The sequence below is a fragment of the Atribacterota bacterium genome (assembly GCA_028717805.1).
Classification (GTDB): Bacteria; Atribacterota; Phoenicimicrobiia; order Phoenicimicrobiales; family Stramentimicrobiaceae; genus Stramentimicrobium.
Map to the genome: position 1 here is coordinate 1 of JAQUNC010000022.1, position 19,514 is coordinate 19,514.

Sequence of the window (19,514 nt, forward strand, 5' to 3'; positions counted from 1 at the left end):
ACTTATGAAGATGAATACACCTTAGATGTATGGTTTAGTGATTTTCCCATAGGTAAAATTGACTTAGTATCATCATCATTTTATACTGTAAAAAAGAAACAGCAGGTGTAAACAGTGTAACCTATGTGTTGGTTAAATATAATGAGATTTGAACCAAAAACCGAGAACCGAAAACTTTAAATCAAATGACACGGTATATGTTATACGATATACTATTACAATAGTTCACCCGGGGAAGGATTCTATGGCAAAAGCTTCCAACAAAAAAAGCAAAATAATACCCAGAAGCCAGATATCTGATAAGTTTCGCTGGGATATTGATTCTCTTTATGAAAAAGATGAGCAATGGCAAAAGGATTGTCTAAAAATAGAAGAATTACTTAGTAAACTATTAGCATTAAAACCTAATTTTACCCGGGAAGTAGATTCATTTCTTAAATGTCTGCAATTGAAGGATAAAATTTCTACATTACTTCAAAAAATATATACCTATGCTCATATGCGTAAGGATGAAGATAATAATAATAATATTTACCAGTCATTTTTTTATCAAGCCTCCACTCTGTTAGTTAAAGCAGAGGAAAGCCTTTCTTTTATCGAACCGGGGATTCTATCCTTAGAACAGGGTAAGTTAAAAAAATGGTTACAGGGGAATAAACAGTTAAAAGTTTATCAACACTACCTGGAAGATATTTACAGAAAGAAAGAGCATATACTTTCTCCGGAGGAAGAACGAATTATTTCACGTACGGGAGAAATGGCACAGGTTTTTGAATATTCCTTTGAATTACTTAGTTATGCTGATCTTAGTTTTCCCAAAATAAGAGATAAAAATGGTATAATAACTCCTATTACCCATAGTAATTTCATTACCCTGCTAAGAAATAAGAATAGGGAATTTCGTAAAAAAATATTTCAGGGATACTATCAGACATACCAGCAACATCGCAATATTTATGCTACCTTGTTGGCAGGAAGCATTAAAAAAGATCAATTTTACAGCTCTATCAGAAAATATAAAGATAGTCTGGAGGCGGCTTTATTTAAAGATAATATACCAGTAAAGGTTTATTCTAATTTACTGGACCTTGTTCATCAAAATATTCATTTTTTACATAAATATATGCAATTAAAATGTGATTACCTAGATTTAGACAGATTGCGTATGTATGATATGTATGCACCCTTGATAGCAGAAACATTAACGGTGGATTATCCGGAAGCTCAGAATATCATTTTGGAAAGTCTCAAACCCTTGGGTGAAGTATATTTATCAATTGTAAAAGAAGGTTTTCGGGAGAGATGGATTGATGTGTATGAGAATGAAGGAAAGACCAGTGGTGCTTATTCTACCGGCAGTTATCGTAGTAAACCATATATTTTGATGAATTATCAGGGTACACTGGAAGATGTTTTTACCCTAACTCATGAATTAGGACATTCTGTGCATAGTTTTCTGGCTCATAAGGATCAGCCATTTATTTATAGTGATATTTCTATTTTTCTGGCAGAAATTGCCTCTACCACCAATGAAGTATTGCTAACCTATTATCTGTTGAGTAAGTTAAAAAATAAAAGAGAGAAGATTATTATCCTGAATCATTTCCTGGAACAGTTCAGGACTACTTTCTTTCGACAGGCAATGTTTGCCGAATTTGAACTCCTGATCCATCAAGCTCAGGAAAAAGGAGAAGCGCTAACTGCGGATTTTCTTTGTCAGAAATATATTGACTCGAATCAATTTTACTATGGAGAAAATGTTATAATAGATAGGGCAATAAGTATGGAATGGGCAAGAATACCACATTTCTTTTATCATTACTATGTCTATCAATATGCTATTGGTTTTGCTGTGGCTATTGCTCTTACCCGAAAAATAATTGAGGATGGTTCGTCTGTTGCGGCAAGATATCTTGGTTTTCTCAAAAGAGGAAGCTCTGATTACCCCATTTCCATTTTAAAAAATACTGGCATTGATCCGACCTCTTCTGGTTATCTGGAGGATGCTCTAAGCTTATTTACAGGGTTATTAGAACAGTTGTAAAATATATAGTACAAAGTTTTTATTCGATTATAGTAAAATGAAAATAATACTTTAATTTTTTTCTTTGCGTAAATAAAATACTGGAAAGATGAAGATTAATGAAAAAGCATGATTGGTCTCCCTCTATTTTACTAATATTAACAATAATGATGAGCATTGCTTTGCTATTTCTCAATGGTTGTTGGGATACAGGAGACTTGGTTTCTGAAACAATTGTTGTTGATTTAATGGAAGCTCAAAAGGTTGATGCTACCATTGCAGTCTATAAGGGAAATCTTAATATTCATGGATTAAACCAATCACCTTTACTTCTTTCTCATTTTTCCTATAACTTAGAAAGTTGGATTCCCCAGATTAATTATGTGGTGGAAAACGGGATAGGGAATTTAAAAATAATTCAGGATAGCGAAAAAGATATTTTTGCCCCCCTGGTGAATAATTGGTCTTTGCTATTTAATAAGACGATTCCTCTGTCATTGGATGTGATTATGGGTAGCGGAGAAAATCATCTTGACTTGAGTTCTATAAACTTAACTGATTTAAAAGCTGCTTTGGGTACTGGAGATACTATTATTGATCTGACAGGAGATTATCAGGATGATATAACTATTAACATTTTCGGTGGAATTGGTCATACTACACTTAACCTACCTCGTGATGCTGGGATACGGATCTGGATTAAAGGAGCATTAAGTAGGATAAGATGTGATGGCTTTGACCGAATCAATAATTATTATTATAATTCAGTCTTTGATTTAACAGAGAAGAAAATATATGTTACTATCATAATTGGAATAGGTTTTATTGACGTTAATTTGATATAATTTCACTTCTAATATAAAAAAATTGCGAAGATATGAGAAGATATAAGAATAATTATAAAAATATTCTCAGGAGGTTATTTTAGTTATGAAAAAAGAAGTAAGGATGCTGGTATTTTTATTTATATTTTTTATACTGATAAATATTCCTGTTTATAGTAATGAACAGTCCAATGGCAAATCAGCTCCAGCAGAGGGTTGGTCTTCAATAGATTATTTCTTTTATAAGCAGGAACAAGATCTTATGACAAAAAAACCAGGCTCGGGACCCATTAAAATTGGTTTTACAGAAAAGGAAGTACAGGAAGTAATGGGTGTTCCGGATCGCATAGAGGAAGAGGAATGCATTTATTATTACCATCATTCACCAATCTATTTTGACACCAACTGGAAGGTAAAATCCTGGGACAATCGTTATGGGAATCTTAAGGTTTTGCCAGAAGCGGAAGAAGTAAAGCTGGGATACCATGTCTGGAAGGTTTTTCAAGAAAATGATTTTCCTCTAAGTGTGAAAAAAAAGGGCAACAGTTACCAGCTGGATTATCATGATCAAATAATTTATGTCAATGAAGGATGGCTGGTGGAAGCCATTCAGAATAAAAAGGTTACTGGATATGAGAAAAATAGATCAGTAATTGATTTACAGGATTTTTTGCAGGAGTTTGAGGATTTTTTGGCCAAATAAAGATGTTCAAGGGGAATTATTCCCCTGGGCAATTCTTTAAATTAATCTCAAAAAATATTTTTCTAAAAAATTCTAATTGTAGTCTCAAATGTGATAATTGTGCTAACGGTACTCTATCTTAAAATCTTACCGGGCATATATTGTTGCTAATTTAGAAAAATCCGCTATCTTTAAATAGTATTTATTCCAGTAAATATATACTGCTTGTCTTTATTTTTCTCTTCCCGAATTATCTTCACTGCTGGAGGCAGATGGTTTAGAATATCCTGAGCGGTAATTCCATCTGGTCCCTTTGCGCAAGCAGCTAAATCCCCGGCTAAACCATGAACTAAGACACCTTCTCTTACTGCTGATTCTATCGGTAATCCCAGAGTGAACATTGCCGCTATGGTACCGGTCAATACATCACCTGCACCGGCAGTAGCCATGCCGCTATTTCCGGTCATATTGATATATATTTCACCAGAGGGTAGACCAATTAGCGAATGGGCTCCTTTCACTACCAGAATAGAACTATACTTCTTACAAAATTCTTCCACTAACCTGAGGAGTTCTTTTTTTATTTTGGAAACAGATTCCTTAATTAAGCCAGACATTTCACCAAGATGAGGAGTTAATATAGTTGGATACTGACGTGTATTTAAGATAGAGATATCCTGGCTCAAAGCAGTAATTCCATCACCATCAATGAGCAACGGTTTTTTTATCTCGATAATTAACTTTTTAATCAATGCTTGTGTTTCTTCTTGTAAGGATAAGCCTGGTCCTATAATAACAATATCCATTTTTTCTGACCATTGCACCAGTTCATTAAAGGCAGTTAAATCAATTGTTCCGACATCCGTTTCTTTTTGAGGCAGGAATACCACTTCACTTGCTTTGTTGCTGATATAGGGAATGAGAGAAGAGGGAGCTGCCAGACGAGAATAACCACCTCCTGCTTTAAGGAAGGACAGGGAAGCAAAATAAGGAGCACCATAATAGTTTGGTGCGCCAGCAATAAAGAGAGCATGGCCAAAGGTGCCTTTATGTCCATCAGGTTGTCGCTCTGGAAGTATCAAGGATGTATTTATATGGATATTCAGTTGGTCATTATCATATAATTCAGGGGGGAAAGAGATATGGCTTACTAAAAGTGTTCCTCCATAGTGATAACCAGGATAGAGTATGTTTCCTACCTTGGGTAAGCCAAAGGTTATGGTATAGTCTGCTTTTATGGCAATGCCATTAACATCACCAGTGTTACCATTTATACCGGAAGGAATGTCTACACTGATAATCCGGTTATTCTTTTCATTTATTAATTGAATAATTTGATAGTGGTATCCCGAAATATCTCTGGTTAAACCAGTTCCAAATATGGCATCAATAATAATGTCATTGGGCATAATTAATGAATTTAATTCTGTCTCAGAAGGGGTAAGAAAGATGGGAAGAGGTAATTTTTCAATTATCTGCCAGTTTTTTTGTGCCACACCTTTAAACTTTTCTGGATTATCCAGCAAACAGATCTTGACATAAGCGCCACAGGAATGTAGTTTTCTGGCTACTACCAGTCCATCTCCACCATTGTTACCACTTCCGCAGAAAATAAAAAAATGATTCTCCAGGATATTAAATTCTTTTGCTATAGCATAATAAACAGCCAATCCAGCGTTTTCCATTAATAGTTCATCGCTTATCTTATATTTCTGGATTGCTTCCCGATCCATCTTTTGCATTTCTGATACTCGGGCAATTTTCATTTCCTTTTCTCCTTCATAAATTCCAGATTTTCCTAATGGCAAGATATTGTTATATATACAGTATGAGTGACTAATCAATTATACTTTCTCACCGGGTAAAAGTATTAATTAGAAAAAATCCACTTACTATAATTGCTTCCTATCAGCGATTGCAGGTAGAACAATTTCCACCCTGACAACTGGTACAACCAGAGTTTGCTGAAGAATAGCTGCCATTAGTTTTACAATACCCAAAACCATCAAATAACCTTCTAATATTTTTACTCCCGCATCGTTCACAGGAAAAATTACCCTTCTCCATTTCCTTAATTGAAGCCCTTACATTAAAGACACAAGAGCAGTCCTGACATTTATAGCTATAGTTGGGCATAGCGCTACATTCCTTTCTATTGGTAATTAAGATCAAATTCAGTATTTGATATTCTCTTGAAGCCTATCTTACTTCTAACACCAGATAATTTTCTTTATAGAATTATTTCCTTTGAGAGTTTTCAGAGAGCATCTCCCCTGATTACCCTGTCTTTAATATATTATACAATAAATCTCATTTTTTCCTAAGGTATAAAAAATAACAGGCATTATATACCTTTTGTACTTTATTTAACTTATTTTAAAGGAATATTTCATATTATTGAAATTTTTTGAAATTCGGATACTATGAAATAATTTTACAACATCTTTCGGTAAAAGATAAAGGTAATAATATATATTTTAGAATAGTAAGTGTTGGATTACCAGGCTAAAGATAGTAAAATATTATATAATAATTATAATAATAACAATATATATTATATTGAAACTGTGGTGAAAATATGACAGATGTATTAATTAAAGAATTATTTGAAGAGTTATTCCGGAACGAGGCCATGCAAAAGTATGAAATTAACCATGATGATATCCAGTCGTTAAATGAAGCCCCTGGATTTAGAGAAAAATTATCGTCAATGATAAAGGCCAAAAAATTTCAAGCTATAACTATTTTAGATTTGTTCTTAAACAGAATGCAGGAAATTGAGCAGATAGAAAGCGCAGAGAAAACATTGAAGGAAATCTACCATTTCTGTCAATACCTGTCCTTCCCGGAGAGCAGGCCAGAATTTGAGAGGCTACCTATAGCCAAAAGAAAGCTATTTTATCTCTTTTTATTAACGTATCGCTTTTTTCTCCCCAGATACTATCAACATGATAAAAAATCCTTTTTAGCTCAATATCCCCTTACTTTCTTATCAACTAAAGAAATTAGGGTATTGGAACAACCGGAAGAATACCATAATTTCCTGAATGCCTTTGATTCCCTTTTTGTTTATGAAATGATGGCTCTAAGTAGGGAAATCTATGAATACAATACTCTGGAACATATCTGTGGCGTTCATGCTTTAGCTTTAAGCATTGGCCGGCAGATACAAAAACAGGGACTTCCCGTTGATTTGGGAGTTATTTCTGGTTCTGCTGCCGGTCATGATATTGGTAAATATGGTTGTCGACATAGGGAGCAAGAAAGGGTTCCTTACCTGCACTATTATTATACCGATATCTGGTTTCATCAGCACAATATTCCTTATATTGGTCACATTGCAGTTAATCATTCCGTATGGGATTTAGAATTGGAAAATCTTTCCCTGGAGTCCTTAATTTTAATTTACTCCGATTTTCGAGTAAAGAATAAAGAAAATCCCGGTGAGATGTATATATATAATCTTAATGAATCTTTTCAGGTTATCTTAAAAAAACTGGATAATGTGGACGATAGAAAAGAGAAAAGATATCGTAGGGTATTTGACAAATTAAAGGATTTTGAAGATTTTCTGATAGAAAAAGGAGTAGAGGTAAAAGCCAATCCATTGCCAGGAAAAGATTATAAACCGGTAAGAAAAGCCCGATATTTTGCCTTGCTTCATGGAAAAGATGTAATTCAACAAAGCAAATATCTTTCTCTGGAGCACAGTTTTCAATTAATGCATCAGTTGAGGAATGAAACATCCATAAACTCTATTCTTGAATCAGCGCGTAGCGATGGGAACTGGCAAAATGTGCAAGAATATTTAAGAATTTTTTCTGAATATGCTGCCTATCTTAATCAGAACGAGAAACTGCTGGTATTAAAATTTTTGTATGAACAGCTTATTTTCCCGGAGGAAGGAGTAAGAAGAAGAGGTGCTAAACTTATTGGTTATCTCATTTCTAATTTTGACGAGCAATATCGTAAAGAAATACCAGAAGATATGTGCCTTATTCCCCCTGAAGTAAGAAGTACAGAATTACTGGAAAAATACATAGGTTTATTCTTAGAACCATCATACAAGGCTTCTGAACTCAGCCAGCGTAGAGTTAGAGATAATTTACCATTTATGATTGAGACCTTATTTGAATATAGTCAAATCAAGCAGCAAGCTCGATATTTAAATATTATTAAAGAGTTTTACCAAAAAAATTATGATCATCAGCTACCCCTTAATCATATTATCTGTTTGTTGCAGACACTAAAAAGTATTCCTGTCTTACCGGGGGAGACCTTTGATCCGGTCTTTAGCGATTTTCTAACTTACTTTGTTTTTCAAGAGGAATATACCATATCCATTACTGCTCTTGATGTAATGGAGAATATGTTAGATAAGATACCAGAAAAAGACACCTTCCGTAATAAATGTTATTCAATTTTAAAAGAAAGGAAAGAATATTCACTTATTCCGGCAGAAAACTATTTGAAATATAAAATAATCAATAAACTAAACGTTGATTCAACTCTGGTAAATCATTTCCGTCAATATTGCCAGCAAGATGAAGAAAAGATTGATCGAATGTATTTAAATAATCTTAAATCATCCACTGAGGCTATTATCAAGAAGGTGCAGATTGATATGTTGAAGGAAAGGGCCATAGCAAATAAAGAGGAGACCGTCTATATCGCATTACATTTTTGTAATATATTAAAGGTGAGTAGTCATGAACCAGTTCGAAATTATGCTGGTAATGCCCTCATAACTATTATTCCTCATCTGACTGTGGAGCAGAAGAATGACATATCTATTGAGCTTTTAAAGGCTCTGGAGATTGATGATTATCAATATACTAAATATATTCCTTATTATTTAGGCCAGTCAATTCCTTTTTTACCCCCCCGCGAGATTGATGAATTCATTGATGATCTGGAGGAAAAGATTAAAATTGCTGATCAATGGAGCTGTACCTTGCTTATTCGTACTATGGCTGTGGCAATTAGCCGATATGCTCCATATCAGGATAGATATGCTGAACAAGCATATTTATTTCAAAATAGATTAAATCGGATGTTGGGAATTTTAATGAATGGACTGGCTCATCATAATTCAATGGTCAAGCGTGTTACCTCAAGAGTCATTGGTAAGGAAATATTTGCCTCACGCCATCTTTCCTTAAATGAAAAGGAAAAAATATTCAGGCTTATTGCCAAAAAGCTGCTTAATTTGGTTACGCCTATGTCTCAACAGGATAACCTGTTATTTTTTGTTAATACAGTTTCTTTGCATCAGATTTATATTTTTATTTCTAATTATAATTTTTCTGAAGGTTCTATAAAGCTTCCGGTTCCCAAATCTATTGCCTTTTTCCCTGGTACCTTTGATCCCTTTTCTCTGAGCCACAAACAAATAGTAAGAGAAATTGAGAAATTGGGAATGGAGGTTTATCTATCAGTAGATGAATTTTCCTGGTCTAAGAGAACCCAACCCCATCTTTTTCGAAAACATCTGATTAATATGTCCATTGCTGATGAATTGAATGTCTATCTCTATCCTGAAAATTTAGCAAGCAATATTGCCAATCCTCTCGATTTAGAAGAGCTCAAAAAGCAATTTTCCGACTCTGTAACTTATATTGTAGCAGGGAGTGATGTTCTCTTAAATGCTTCTGCTTATAGGGAAGCTAAAGAAAATAGTCTAATTTTTAGTTTTCCCCATATTATTTTTGGTCGGAAAGGATATTATTTATCAGAACAAGAGCAAGAAAATTACCAACGAATTATTGAAAAATTTTCTTCTGGCGTTATTCATCTTAATCTACAAGCTCCTTTCGAAGATATAAGTTCCAGCCAGATTAGGAAGAATATTGATGAACACCGCGACATTTCAGATTTAGTTGATCCTCTGGTGGAACGCTATATCTATCAAATGGGTTTATATCAGAGAGAACCCCAGTATAAATCAACATTGCAAAAGGTATACACTAAAGTTGAAGTGGTAGAAGATTTTGATGACTCATTTTTAGAAAAATTGGTCATGGAGGTATTTCCGGAAGATATTAGAGGGAAGGCATTAAAAAGTCTACAAAAATTTAACCAGAAGCTTAATCCCCGCCTAATTCTTTTACAGGATACCCGAGAAAATGAGAAAATATTGGGATTTGCAGCAGTGCATTGGGTTCGGGCTAGCGAATTGTATTATGAATTTGAAGATAATATTATTTCCCAGCATATAAGAGACTCTGCCAGTGGCCGTACCATTATCATTGATGGAGTATTTACCAGAGATACTATTCGGAACTATGAGAAGTTTAAAAATTATAAGCAAATAGTTTTAACAGAAGCACTGACCTTCTGTATCAGGAAAGATTACGATTATGCTGTTTTTAAAAGTATGCTTCCGGAGGTTGACACAAATGAACTGATAAATACTCTGGAACTTTTTGGGTTTACCAGATTATCAATTACTAATACCCGAATTTCAACCATAATGACAGTAGATATCAGAAAACCATGTACTATAAGTCTGGATATAGAAACCTTAATTAAAGAACCATTTGTTCACAAATGCCGGATTATGGAGATTATAAACCTTGCTCGACAGAGGTTACAGAGAGCAATGACCCACCTTTATCCTGGACATTTATTAATTCCTTTTGATATTGACTTAATTAACCAGGCTATTGCAACCAAGATATGCCAGGAAAATGGTGTTCCTACTGAACAAAACAATAACAGGCAATTAGGATCCCTGATGTGTGTTCCTTTTGGTAAGATTCTACATAAAATGGTGGTACCAAATACTGTCACTAAATCCTTACATACTGACAAAATATTTTCACCAGATATGAAACATTTTAAGATAGATTCTTTTGGGTATTATATGAGTTTAGAAAATCAGGTTAAGATGATTAAATCTTTTAATAGACCTGTCTTGCTAATTGATGATTTGCTTCATAAAGGTTATCGACTTAAGGCATTACGTCCGATATTAAATAAAGAAAATATTAAAGTTCACAAAATAATTGTAGGTTTATTATCTGCCAGAGGCAAAGAATTAGCCATGATTCAAAAACGCCCGGTTGATAGCGCTTATTTTATACCTAACCTTCGAGTGTGGTTCAATGAGAGTGATTTGTGCCCCTTTATCGGAGGCGATGGCTTATATCGAACAGAACCAGAACAGGGCAGTTTAGTAAGATCAATTAATATGATTCTTCCCTATGCCTATCCAGTTTTTTTAAAGGAGGTTGATTTAGAAACAATTTATCAGTTTTCGGAAATATGTATTGAAAATGCCATTCAGATTGTTAAAGCCTTAGAAGAAGAGTATCAGACAGATTATCACCGCAAGCTAACCTTGCAGCATTTAGGTGAAGTACTGATTTATCCACGTTATCCAGATCATGGCAAACACATGGATTACAATCTTTCCCTGTCTACCTCAATGTATTTAGCAAATGACCTGGAATTATTACGAAGAATATGGGAAAAAAGCACTAAAAACAAGCAGGGCGATTTATTGCGATTTCCTTATTCTCAGGAATTTACTATAGGAAGGGAAGAGTTATGATTTATTACTACCGGTTTCACAAAAAAATACTTTTTTCCAAACTGAAAATAAATAATTTACAGACGATTGATCCTAAAAATCCAAATATTAAAGAGAATAGATTTATTTACTACCTCCAGGATAGAGCTTGGCAAAAAGTCAGTCCTTTAGTTGCTCTCATTCATCCTGAACAGATATTGAACAAAAAACAAGAAATAAATATCCTGCACAAATATGAAGATATGGAACGGGATTTTTCTGATTTTCCAGTTTGGATTATGAAAAAAATAAAAAATAGAGAAGTTGGTCTTTGTAATTATAATTATCCTCGCTGGAAAGAAAGATTGTGCTGGACACCACCAGAACAATGGAATATTAACATTGTAGGACTGGGCAATGTGGGAGGAACGTTATTAGTTGCTTTGCGTTCTATGAGTGGAGAAAAAGTCAATAGAATTGGAATATTTGATACTAATGAGAGAGCTATGTCTCGCTGGGAGCAGGAAGCAAACCAGATTATTGATGGTTCAGAGCAAAGGAGATTGCCTCTGGTGAAGATATTAAAGTCTGAGGAGATTTTTCAGTCGGACCTGATAGTTTTTTGTATATCAATGGGAGTTCCCACGCCGGAGCAAGAAATTCAGGATGTCAGATTAATGCAACTGGAGGCAAATTCCCGCATAATTAATTATTATGCTCAGAGGGCTAGAAAAACTAATTTTAATGGAATCTTTGCTGTTGTTTCTGATCCGGTTGATTTGTTATGTCAGAGTGCCTTCTTAGCGAGCAATCTCAGTGAGGAAGGTACATTGGACGGAAAAGGGCTTGCTGCCGACCAGATTAAAGGATTTGGTTTAGGTGTTATGCATGGTCGGGCAGCTTATTATGCGGCACAAGAAGATAATATGAAGCATTACTTAAGTAAGGGCAGGGTGTTTGGACCTCATGGCAGTGGTTTGGTAGTAGCTGATGATATAGAGCATTATGACCGGGAGAAATCCTACCACTTAACTGAAAGAGTGTTGCAGGCTAATATAGAATTAAGAAAAATTGGTTTTAAGCCTTATATAGCACCAGCCCTATCATCAGGTGCTTTTTCCCTGTTAGCCTTAATGGAAGGGCAATGGCATTACAGTGCTGGATTCTTAGGAGGGATTTTCTGGGGTTCCAGAAATCGTCAAACACCGGTTGGTTTAGAATGGGAGCAATTTTACCTTTCACGCACATTATTCGAGAATTTATACCAGAGTTATCATAATTTGAAAAAGCAGGTAAATAGCTTGGAGAAATAGATGAATGAGTTCATTATCCTGATGCCAGGGAAGGTTTCACTAAAATTCAGAAAAGTTATAGCAGAGGCGGTTAAAAATTATAAAAACCAGATTTATGTACATGAAAAGGACATTCCATCTTTACAGGACAAAAAAATATTATGGGCAGTAGAATTAAATGAGTATGGAATTAATATTGGTCTGGATAGAATGTTACAAGCTATAAGTAAAAGAGGACCTAAGGCGTTAATTAATGCAGAAGGGGCTATTATTATTCAAAGTCCTGTTGAGTTGTGGACCAAATATATCGCCTATCGAATTATATTTCAAACTAATCAATTAGGTTGCCGTTATATAGGACATTCAGTAATTGAGGCAACTGCGAATCTGGTGAATTTTTTAACCTGGCAAAAAAACTTGAAACTAACTTTAGAGAAAATTTATCAACAATTGTCTTGTGATTTAGTCTTCAGGCTAATGCAGGATAGAAAAAACATTATCAGTCAACCGGAAATCCTGGTGCTTTATTCCAATCCTAAAAAAAATTCCAATACCATGATGCTCTGGCAAATGGTTAAGAAAGGCTTACCGCTTAACAGAAGAAGAACGGTAAAGGAACAATATATTGAAAATGGTACTATTGTTGATTGTAGAGGTTGTCTTTATAAAACCTGTAAACACTACAGTGAAATGAGTAGCTGTTTTTATGGTGGAATAGTGGTACAGGAAATATTACCAGCTATCGAAAAAGCTGATTATTTAATCTGGTTATGTCCAAATTACAATGATGCCATTTCTGCCAAGATGATGGCTGTTATCAATCGTTTGACTGTTCTTTACAAGAGGGTGAATTTTCGTCAGAAGACCATCTTTGCCATTATTGTCTCCGGAAATTCAGGGAGTGAAAATGTTGCTATTCAGCTAATTGGTGCCTTAAATGTAAATAAGGGATTTCAACTTCCGCCTTACTTTGCTTTAACAGCTATTGCCAATGATCCGGGTGCGGTAGAAAAAGTTCCTGATATTAGAGAGAGGGCAGCCTTTTTTGCTCAGAATATATACCAGGAGGTTGATTTGCAGACAAAATAAAGAAAAATTAAGCAACTGATAATATTGCTAAATTAGGAAGGAGTGACATGATGAAAGCATTATTAATTATTGATGTGCAGAATGACTTTATAAAAGGTGGAGCTTTGGCAGTACCGGATGCCGAGCAGGTTACCCCGGTTATTAATGAGTTAATGGATAAATTTGATTTAGTGCTGGCAACACAGGACTGGCATCCTCAAAAATCTGTTCATTTTAAAAAGTGGCCAATACATTGTGTTGCCGGAAGCAAAGGTGCTGAATTTCCTCCTGAACTCCATAAGAAAAAAATTAATCAAGTCTTTCATAAAGGAACCGGAGACCGGGATGATGGATATTCAACCTTTGAGGCTACAAACATTAAGCCTGTTGATTATCTTAAAAAAAGAGGGATTTCCGATCTTTATCTCTGTGGAATTGCCCTGGAGTATTGCGTCAAATCCTCAGCCTTAGATGCTTTAAAGGAGGGCTTTAAGGTCTTTCTAATCAGAGATGCTATTGCCAATTTTTCTAAAGAAGAGGAAAAAATTGCCGGGGAGTATGCAGAATTACAGGGAGCAGGTGCCCAGATAATAACATCCGCTCAGGTCTAAAGAAATTTTTCCATATTCTTATTTAACCAACAAAGGTTATGTTCTTAGTAGAAGGTAATGGTTAAGTAAATATTTACCATAAAAATAAATTATATTAAATAAGCTAAGGAGGAAAATTTGAATAAAGATATCCGGCAAGATGTAGTAAAATACTGGCAGGAAAAAGAGAAGGAAATTGGTGAGGAAATCAGGGGAAAAGATATGAGTGAATACCTGGATGGATATAGTGATTTAGAGCAGAGAACCTGGGGACTACTGTATTTTACTGATACCTCATTTTATTTTCAAACTTTTCCCAAAAAGAGCTGGTGGTCATCTTTGCTGGGAGGTGGGCAGAATGAAAATATCGGAGAAGCAATGAAATTTCAGATACTCTGGGACTCGGTAAAAGAAATAAATCTCCCCTCAAAGAAAAAATCCTTTCTATCAATCCTTTCTCCACCAGATTATCGGATTTTTATAAAATACCAGCAGGACAATAAAGATAAAACACTTATTTTAATAATATATTCCCGCTCAACCCAGGAGAAGTTTTTGGAATGTTATCAAAAATTTCACCATAGATTTTAATCTATAACCGGTTTATCTATATGGATGTAATGGAAAATTTTCAAACCATAGATCATTATACTAAGCTTGAGAACAACATTAAGAAGAGTCATTTTATTGCCCTGGTACAGGAAATAGAAAGTGAACAGGAGGCAAGGTCGCTTATTAAATCAGTTCACCAACAGTTTCCAGATGCTACTCATCATTGCTGGGCTTATCGACTGGGTTCTGGAAATGATGAAATAGTACAATATTCAGATAGCGGTGAACCATCCAATTCAGCTGGTCCCCCTATCTTGCAGGCTATTAAACAGGGCGAGGTAACCAATGTTCTAGTGGTAGTTGTGCGTTATTTTGGAGGGATTAAATTAGGTATCAGTGGATTAATTAAAGCCTATAGAGATACTGCACGAATGGGATTACTGCAAGCAGGGAAGAAACGGAAATATCCCTTACAGGAATTTATTATTGACGGCATAGAATATAGATCATTGGGGCCTATCTTGCAATCTGTTGAGAGTAAATCCGGTAAGATTGGGAATATAAAGTATGGAGAGAAAGTAAATCTTTTAGTCTTACTTCCTAAAACAGAGCAGGAATGGATTAAACAGCTTGTTAATAACACCACTCAAGGCAAAGCCTCTATAAAGACAGGTGCCATCAGGTGGATAAATGGCTGATTTACTTTCGCTTAATTCTTATTTCAAAAAAATAGAAAAATGAGGGAAATTATGAAGGCACTAATACTCTATTATTCTCGTTCGGGGAAAACCAGAAATATTGCAGAGATAATCGGGGAAAAATTAGTAGCAGAGGTAGAAGAAATATTCGATCATAAAAGCAGAAAAGGTTTGTTAGGTTTTATAGCCAGTGGAAATGAGGCTTATTTACAAAGGTTTATTCCTATTGACAAGATAGAAAAAGATCTCTCTCAGTATGATGTAGTTGTAGTGGGAACACCTATCTGGGCTGGCAATATGTCGACACCTATTTTGAGTTTTTTCAGGGAATACAAAGAAAAAATACCCAGGATTGCTTTTTTTACCACCAGCATAGGAAGCGATCCACAGAAGGTATTTTTAACTGTAGAGCATATTACTGCTCAAAAGCTGGTAACGGTAATGAATTTTACCAATCATGATATAAAAAAGCGCTACCATTTAGACATGATTGATGAATTTATTAACAGAATAAAACAGGCTCTTAAGGATTGACCTTAATATGATGAAGGAAAATGAATTTGAGAAATTAGTAATTGAGTCAATTGGTGAGTTACCGGAATACTTTCGAAAAAAGATGGAAAATATCACCATCCATATTGAAGATTTCCCTGACTATAATATTTTAAAACAGTTAGGACATCATTCTCCTTATTCCATTTTGGGTCTTTATCAAGGTATTCCTGTTACTCGAAGAGGGATCCATTATCGTAATGTTATGCCTGACAGAATACTTATTTTTCGTAAACCGATTCTTCGTAAGAGTAGATATATACCGGAAATAAAAAATGAAATTAAACGAGTTGTTTTACATGAAATAGGTCATTATTTTGGACTGAGTGAACAGGAATTGTATTTGATTGAAAAAAACAGTCTTACCCCACAAGGAAAAATCAAGAACAATTCTAAAAAATCAATGCAATGAGTACTTTTATTATAAGAAAAGATATATTAAAACTAAACATAAACTAAACAACGGGGAGATTATATCTGCTACCACAATATTTTAAAGGGAGGAGAAAAAAATAATTCCATTTATTGAAACACATGCTCATCTGGATATGATGAAAAGAAAAGTAAAGAAAGTAATAAATGAAGCTCGGGAGAAGGGGATTATCAAAATTATCACCATAGGAGTTGATTTAGAATCCAGTCAAAAAAATATATCCTATGCCGAGCAATTTAATAATGTCTATACTGCCATAGGATTTCACCCTCATGAAAGCAAGAAAATGAAGGAAAAAGAACTGATTTTGCTGGAAGAGATTATTGCTCATCCCAAAAATGTTGCTGTTGGAGAAATTGGTCTGGATTATTATTATAAACACAGCTCTCCCGAAGATCAGAAAAATGCTTTTCAAAAACAAATAGATTTAGCCCATAAATATGATTTACCTATCATTATCCATGATCGAGATGCCCATGAGGAAACTGTCAGGATATTGGCGGAAAAGGCTTGCGGCAAGAAGGTAGTTTTACACTGCTACTCAGGTGACGTTCAAATGGCTAAATGGTGTGTGGAGCAAGGCTTTTATTTTGGAATAGGAGGTGTGGTTACTTTTAAAAATGCCCACAAATTACTTCAAGCAATACAAGAAATTCCTCTTAACCGAATATTACTGGAAACAGATGCTCCATTTTTAACTCCTCATCCCTTTCGAGGAAGACCGAATGAACCGAAATATATTCCTATAATTGCTGAGAAAATTGCTCAATTAAAAGGAGAAACAGTCGCAAAAATCGCCCACATTACCACAGAAAATGCCCAGCAGGTTTTTAAATTAAGTTAATTTTTTCTTCAAATAGGGGACCAGCAATTTAAAAATAAATTTTTTGAAATTGGTTGACTTTTAGTAAAACAGCGAGTAAAATAGAAAAAAATTAAGAGATGGCAGCATGCATAAAGATGAATAAGAAAACTATATTTTCTTTAAACCTTAATAATGTCTATTATTACTACTATTATTATAATCCGGAGGTAGATGCCTATCGGGTTTAATAGTAGTTAATTAAAGATTAACTTCGACAAAACCAATAGAACCACAGGTATTTACCTCAGGGAAAGCCTGTGGTTTTTCTTTTTAGCCACGGGCGTGTGAAGCATTCGTGGTTTTTTATTTATTAAATGTGGGGAAGAAAAGGAGGTGCCAGAAAGGGAGATAAAAATAAAGTGCAAACGAACAGATTTAAAGTAATAATAATTTTGTAAAAAGGAGGAAATGAGATGAGAAAAAATAACAATAGTATGTTATTAAAAGCGTTTTTCGGTGTTACCTTTGTCGTTCTTTCGTTATTGTTAATGAGTATTTCTATTTCAGCTCAACAGTTAAAGATTGGTGTCAGCCAGATTGTAGCACATCCAGCTTTGGACGCCTGCCGGGATGGTTTTGTTTTTGGGATGGAGCAGGCTGGTTATGTTCCAGGTGTCGATGTGAGCTATGACTTTCAAGATGCTCAGGGTGAATTCAGCAATGCCATTTCTATTGCCCAGAAATTTAAAGATGATCAGGTTGATATGATAGTGGCTATTTCTACTCCTATTGCCCAGGCTGCTGCTCAGGTTACCAGTGAAATACCTATAATTATTGGGGCAATAACAGATCCCGTGGCAGCTAATATTGTTCAAAGCTGGGAAAGTTCAGGAAACAATATTACCGGTATGTCAGATGCAGCCCCCAATAAAACACAATTGGAACTTATTCCCAGTTTTTTACCAAAAGCCACCCGCGTAGGGACTATTTATAATGCTGCTGAGGCTAACTCAGTGGTACAGGTAGAGTTATCCCGGGAAGTATGTCAGGAACTTGGATTTGAATTGGTGGAAGTAACTGCAAGTAATTCTGCAGAAGTTCTGATGGCAGCACAATCGCTGGTGGGAAGAATTGATATTTTCTATATTGTTACTGACAATGTAGCAGTTTCTGCTTTTAGTTCTATAGTAAAGGTTTCTCTGGATGAAAAAATTCCCATTATTGTTGCTGACCCTACCTTTGTTCCAGAGGGAGCTTTAACCTCTTTTGGCATTGACTATTTTACTTTAGGTCAGAAAAGCGCCGAAAAGGCGGTTCAAATCTTACAGGGTAAATTACCTTCAGAAATACCTATTGGTAAATTAGAACAACCAGAAGATTTAACCTTTATGATAAATGTTGATGTGGCAAATCGAATGAATCTGCGTATTCTGAATGAATTACTGGATGAAGCAGATTCTATTGTTTTTGCAGGTACTATCTGGAATCGCAGTGAATAGAAAGAGGAATTAGAAAGAGGAAGGAGTTAATACAATTATGACCTGGAGCTTATTATTTCATGCCTTAGAGCAAGGTCTTGTTTTCGGTATTATGGCCTTAGGAGTGTATATCACTTTTCAGGTATTAAACTTTCCGGATTTATCAGTTGATGGAACTTTTCCCTTAGGGGCAGCTATTACTGCTAAATTTATCTTTGCCGGAGGGGATCCCTTTATAGCAATACTGTGGGCAGTGGCTGGTGGTGTACTGGCGGGTGGATTAACTGCCTTTTTCCATACCAGACTAAAATTTACCAATTTACTTTCGGGAATTTTAACTATGACTTTACTTTACTCGGTTAACCTGAGAATTATGGGGAAATCCAATATTCCTCTTTTAGGAAAGATTACCATTCTTGATGTTATTAAAGGCTGGTTTCCCCAACTTTCTCTGGACCAGTTAACTCCTATCCTCTTTCTTGTTGCAGTACTTCTAGTGAAGCTCTTGCTTGATTATTTTTTATGTACGGAAATTGGGATGGCCATCAGAGCAACTGGTGATAATGAACAGATGATTCGCAGTCTGGGTGTTGATACCGGATTTACCAAGATTATTGGTTTATGTCTTTCTAACGGATTGGTTGCTCTTTCCGGTTCTTTATTTGCTCAGTATTCCGGCTTTGCTGATGTCGGAATGGGCATCGGAACAATTGTGGCCGGTTTAGCTTCAGTTATAATAGGACGCAGCATAGTACGAAATCGAGGAGGCATCGGTTGGATGACAGTCAGTGTGATTATAGGATCGATTATTTATCGTACCACGGTTATGATAGCTCTGCGCTATGGTTATCGTTTAGGTTTTCAACCTGGAGATTTAAAGTTAATTTCCGTTCTACTGGTAGTTATAGCCCTAACCTTTCCTTTATTTAGGGGAAGGATTAAGGCGATTGTTACCACTAATGGTAGCAATGGAGTAGAGAATAAGTGAAGAAAAGGGAGGTGGC

The 19,514-nt window shown here is 35.2% G+C and carries 16 protein-coding genes; 14 read left to right on the forward strand and 2 right to left on the reverse strand.

Going from position 1 to position 19,514, the window contains the following annotated elements; genetic code table 11:
• The first annotated feature begins 244 nt into the window (after positions 1–244).
• From pepF to PHD84_06115, 3 genes are all read left to right on the forward strand, one after another.
• Complete coding sequence (gene pepF / locus PHD84_06105; protein MDD5637369.1) at positions 245–2,044, forward strand: oligoendopeptidase F; 1,800 nt, start codon at positions 245–247, stop codon at positions 2,042–2,044.
• 98 nt (positions 2,045–2,142) lie between these two features.
• Positions 2,143–2,868, forward strand: coding sequence for a toast rack family protein (locus PHD84_06110; protein MDD5637370.1), 726 nt, complete (start codon positions 2,143–2,145; stop codon positions 2,866–2,868).
• Between the two features lie 85 nt (positions 2,869–2,953).
• On the forward strand, positions 2,954–3,550 hold the full coding sequence (locus tag PHD84_06115) for a hypothetical protein (protein ID MDD5637371.1): 597 nt from the start codon (positions 2,954–2,956) through the stop codon (positions 3,548–3,550).
• Between the two features lie 170 nt (positions 3,551–3,720).
• Here PHD84_06115 and PHD84_06120 read toward each other — a convergent pair whose 3' ends face one another.
• Positions 3,721–5,295, reverse strand: a complete 1,575-nt coding sequence (locus PHD84_06120; GenBank protein MDD5637372.1) for an NAD(P)H-hydrate dehydratase — start codon at positions 5,293–5,295, stop codon at positions 3,721–3,723.
• A gap of 126 nt (positions 5,296–5,421) precedes the next feature.
• Entirely contained in the window at positions 5,422–5,574 is a 153-nt protein-coding gene (locus PHD84_06125) for a hypothetical protein (GenBank protein ID MDD5637373.1), read from the reverse strand.
• Between the two features lie 533 nt (positions 5,575–6,107).
• On the opposite strand from PHD84_06125, the gene PHD84_06130 reads away from it, so the two are divergent.
• The 11 genes from PHD84_06130 to PHD84_06180 all read left to right on the forward strand — a co-directional run bounded on the left by PHD84_06130 (position 6,108) and on the right by PHD84_06180 (position 19,498).
• On the forward strand, positions 6,108–11,084 hold the full coding sequence (locus PHD84_06130) for a cytidyltransferase (protein ID MDD5637374.1): 4,977 nt from the start codon (positions 6,108–6,110) through the stop codon (positions 11,082–11,084).
• A complete protein-coding gene (locus tag PHD84_06135; protein MDD5637375.1) occupies positions 11,081–12,355 on the forward strand; it encodes a lactate dehydrogenase in 1,275 nt (424 codons plus the stop codon). Before PHD84_06130 ends, PHD84_06135 begins: the two co-directional genes overlap by 4 nt.
• Positions 12,356–13,423 (forward strand): NAD(P)H-dependent oxidoreductase, encoded by a 1,068-nt coding sequence (locus PHD84_06140; protein MDD5637376.1) that lies wholly within the window; start codon positions 12,356–12,358, stop codon positions 13,421–13,423.
• Between the two features lie 50 nt (positions 13,424–13,473).
• Positions 13,474–14,013 (forward strand): isochorismatase family protein, encoded by a 540-nt coding sequence (locus tag PHD84_06145; GenBank protein MDD5637377.1) that lies wholly within the window; start codon positions 13,474–13,476, stop codon positions 14,011–14,013.
• 117 nt (positions 14,014–14,130) lie between these two features.
• On the forward strand, positions 14,131–14,583 hold the full coding sequence (locus PHD84_06150; GenBank protein MDD5637378.1) for a hypothetical protein: 453 nt from the start codon (positions 14,131–14,133) through the stop codon (positions 14,581–14,583).
• Positions 14,584–14,612: 29 nt separating this feature from the next.
• Positions 14,613–15,242, forward strand: coding sequence for a YigZ family protein (locus PHD84_06155; protein ID MDD5637379.1), 630 nt, complete (start codon positions 14,613–14,615; stop codon positions 15,240–15,242).
• 51 nt (positions 15,243–15,293) lie between these two features.
• Complete coding sequence (locus PHD84_06160; protein ID MDD5637380.1) at positions 15,294–15,776, forward strand: flavodoxin; 483 nt, start codon at positions 15,294–15,296, stop codon at positions 15,774–15,776.
• A gap of 7 nt (positions 15,777–15,783) precedes the next feature.
• A complete protein-coding gene (locus tag PHD84_06165; GenBank protein ID MDD5637381.1) occupies positions 15,784–16,206 on the forward strand; it encodes a metallopeptidase family protein in 423 nt (140 codons plus the stop codon).
• A 112-nt stretch (positions 16,207–16,318) separates the two neighbouring features.
• Positions 16,319–17,071, forward strand: coding sequence for a TatD family hydrolase (locus PHD84_06170; protein MDD5637382.1), 753 nt, complete (start codon positions 16,319–16,321; stop codon positions 17,069–17,071).
• A 434-nt stretch (positions 17,072–17,505) separates the two neighbouring features.
• Complete coding sequence (locus tag PHD84_06175; protein MDD5637383.1) at positions 17,506–18,531, forward strand: ABC transporter substrate-binding protein; 1,026 nt, start codon at positions 17,506–17,508, stop codon at positions 18,529–18,531.
• A 37-nt stretch (positions 18,532–18,568) separates the two neighbouring features.
• Positions 18,569–19,498, forward strand: a complete 930-nt coding sequence (locus tag PHD84_06180) for an ABC transporter permease (GenBank protein ID MDD5637384.1) — start codon at positions 18,569–18,571, stop codon at positions 19,496–19,498.
• Positions 19,499–19,514: the final 16 nt, after the last annotated feature.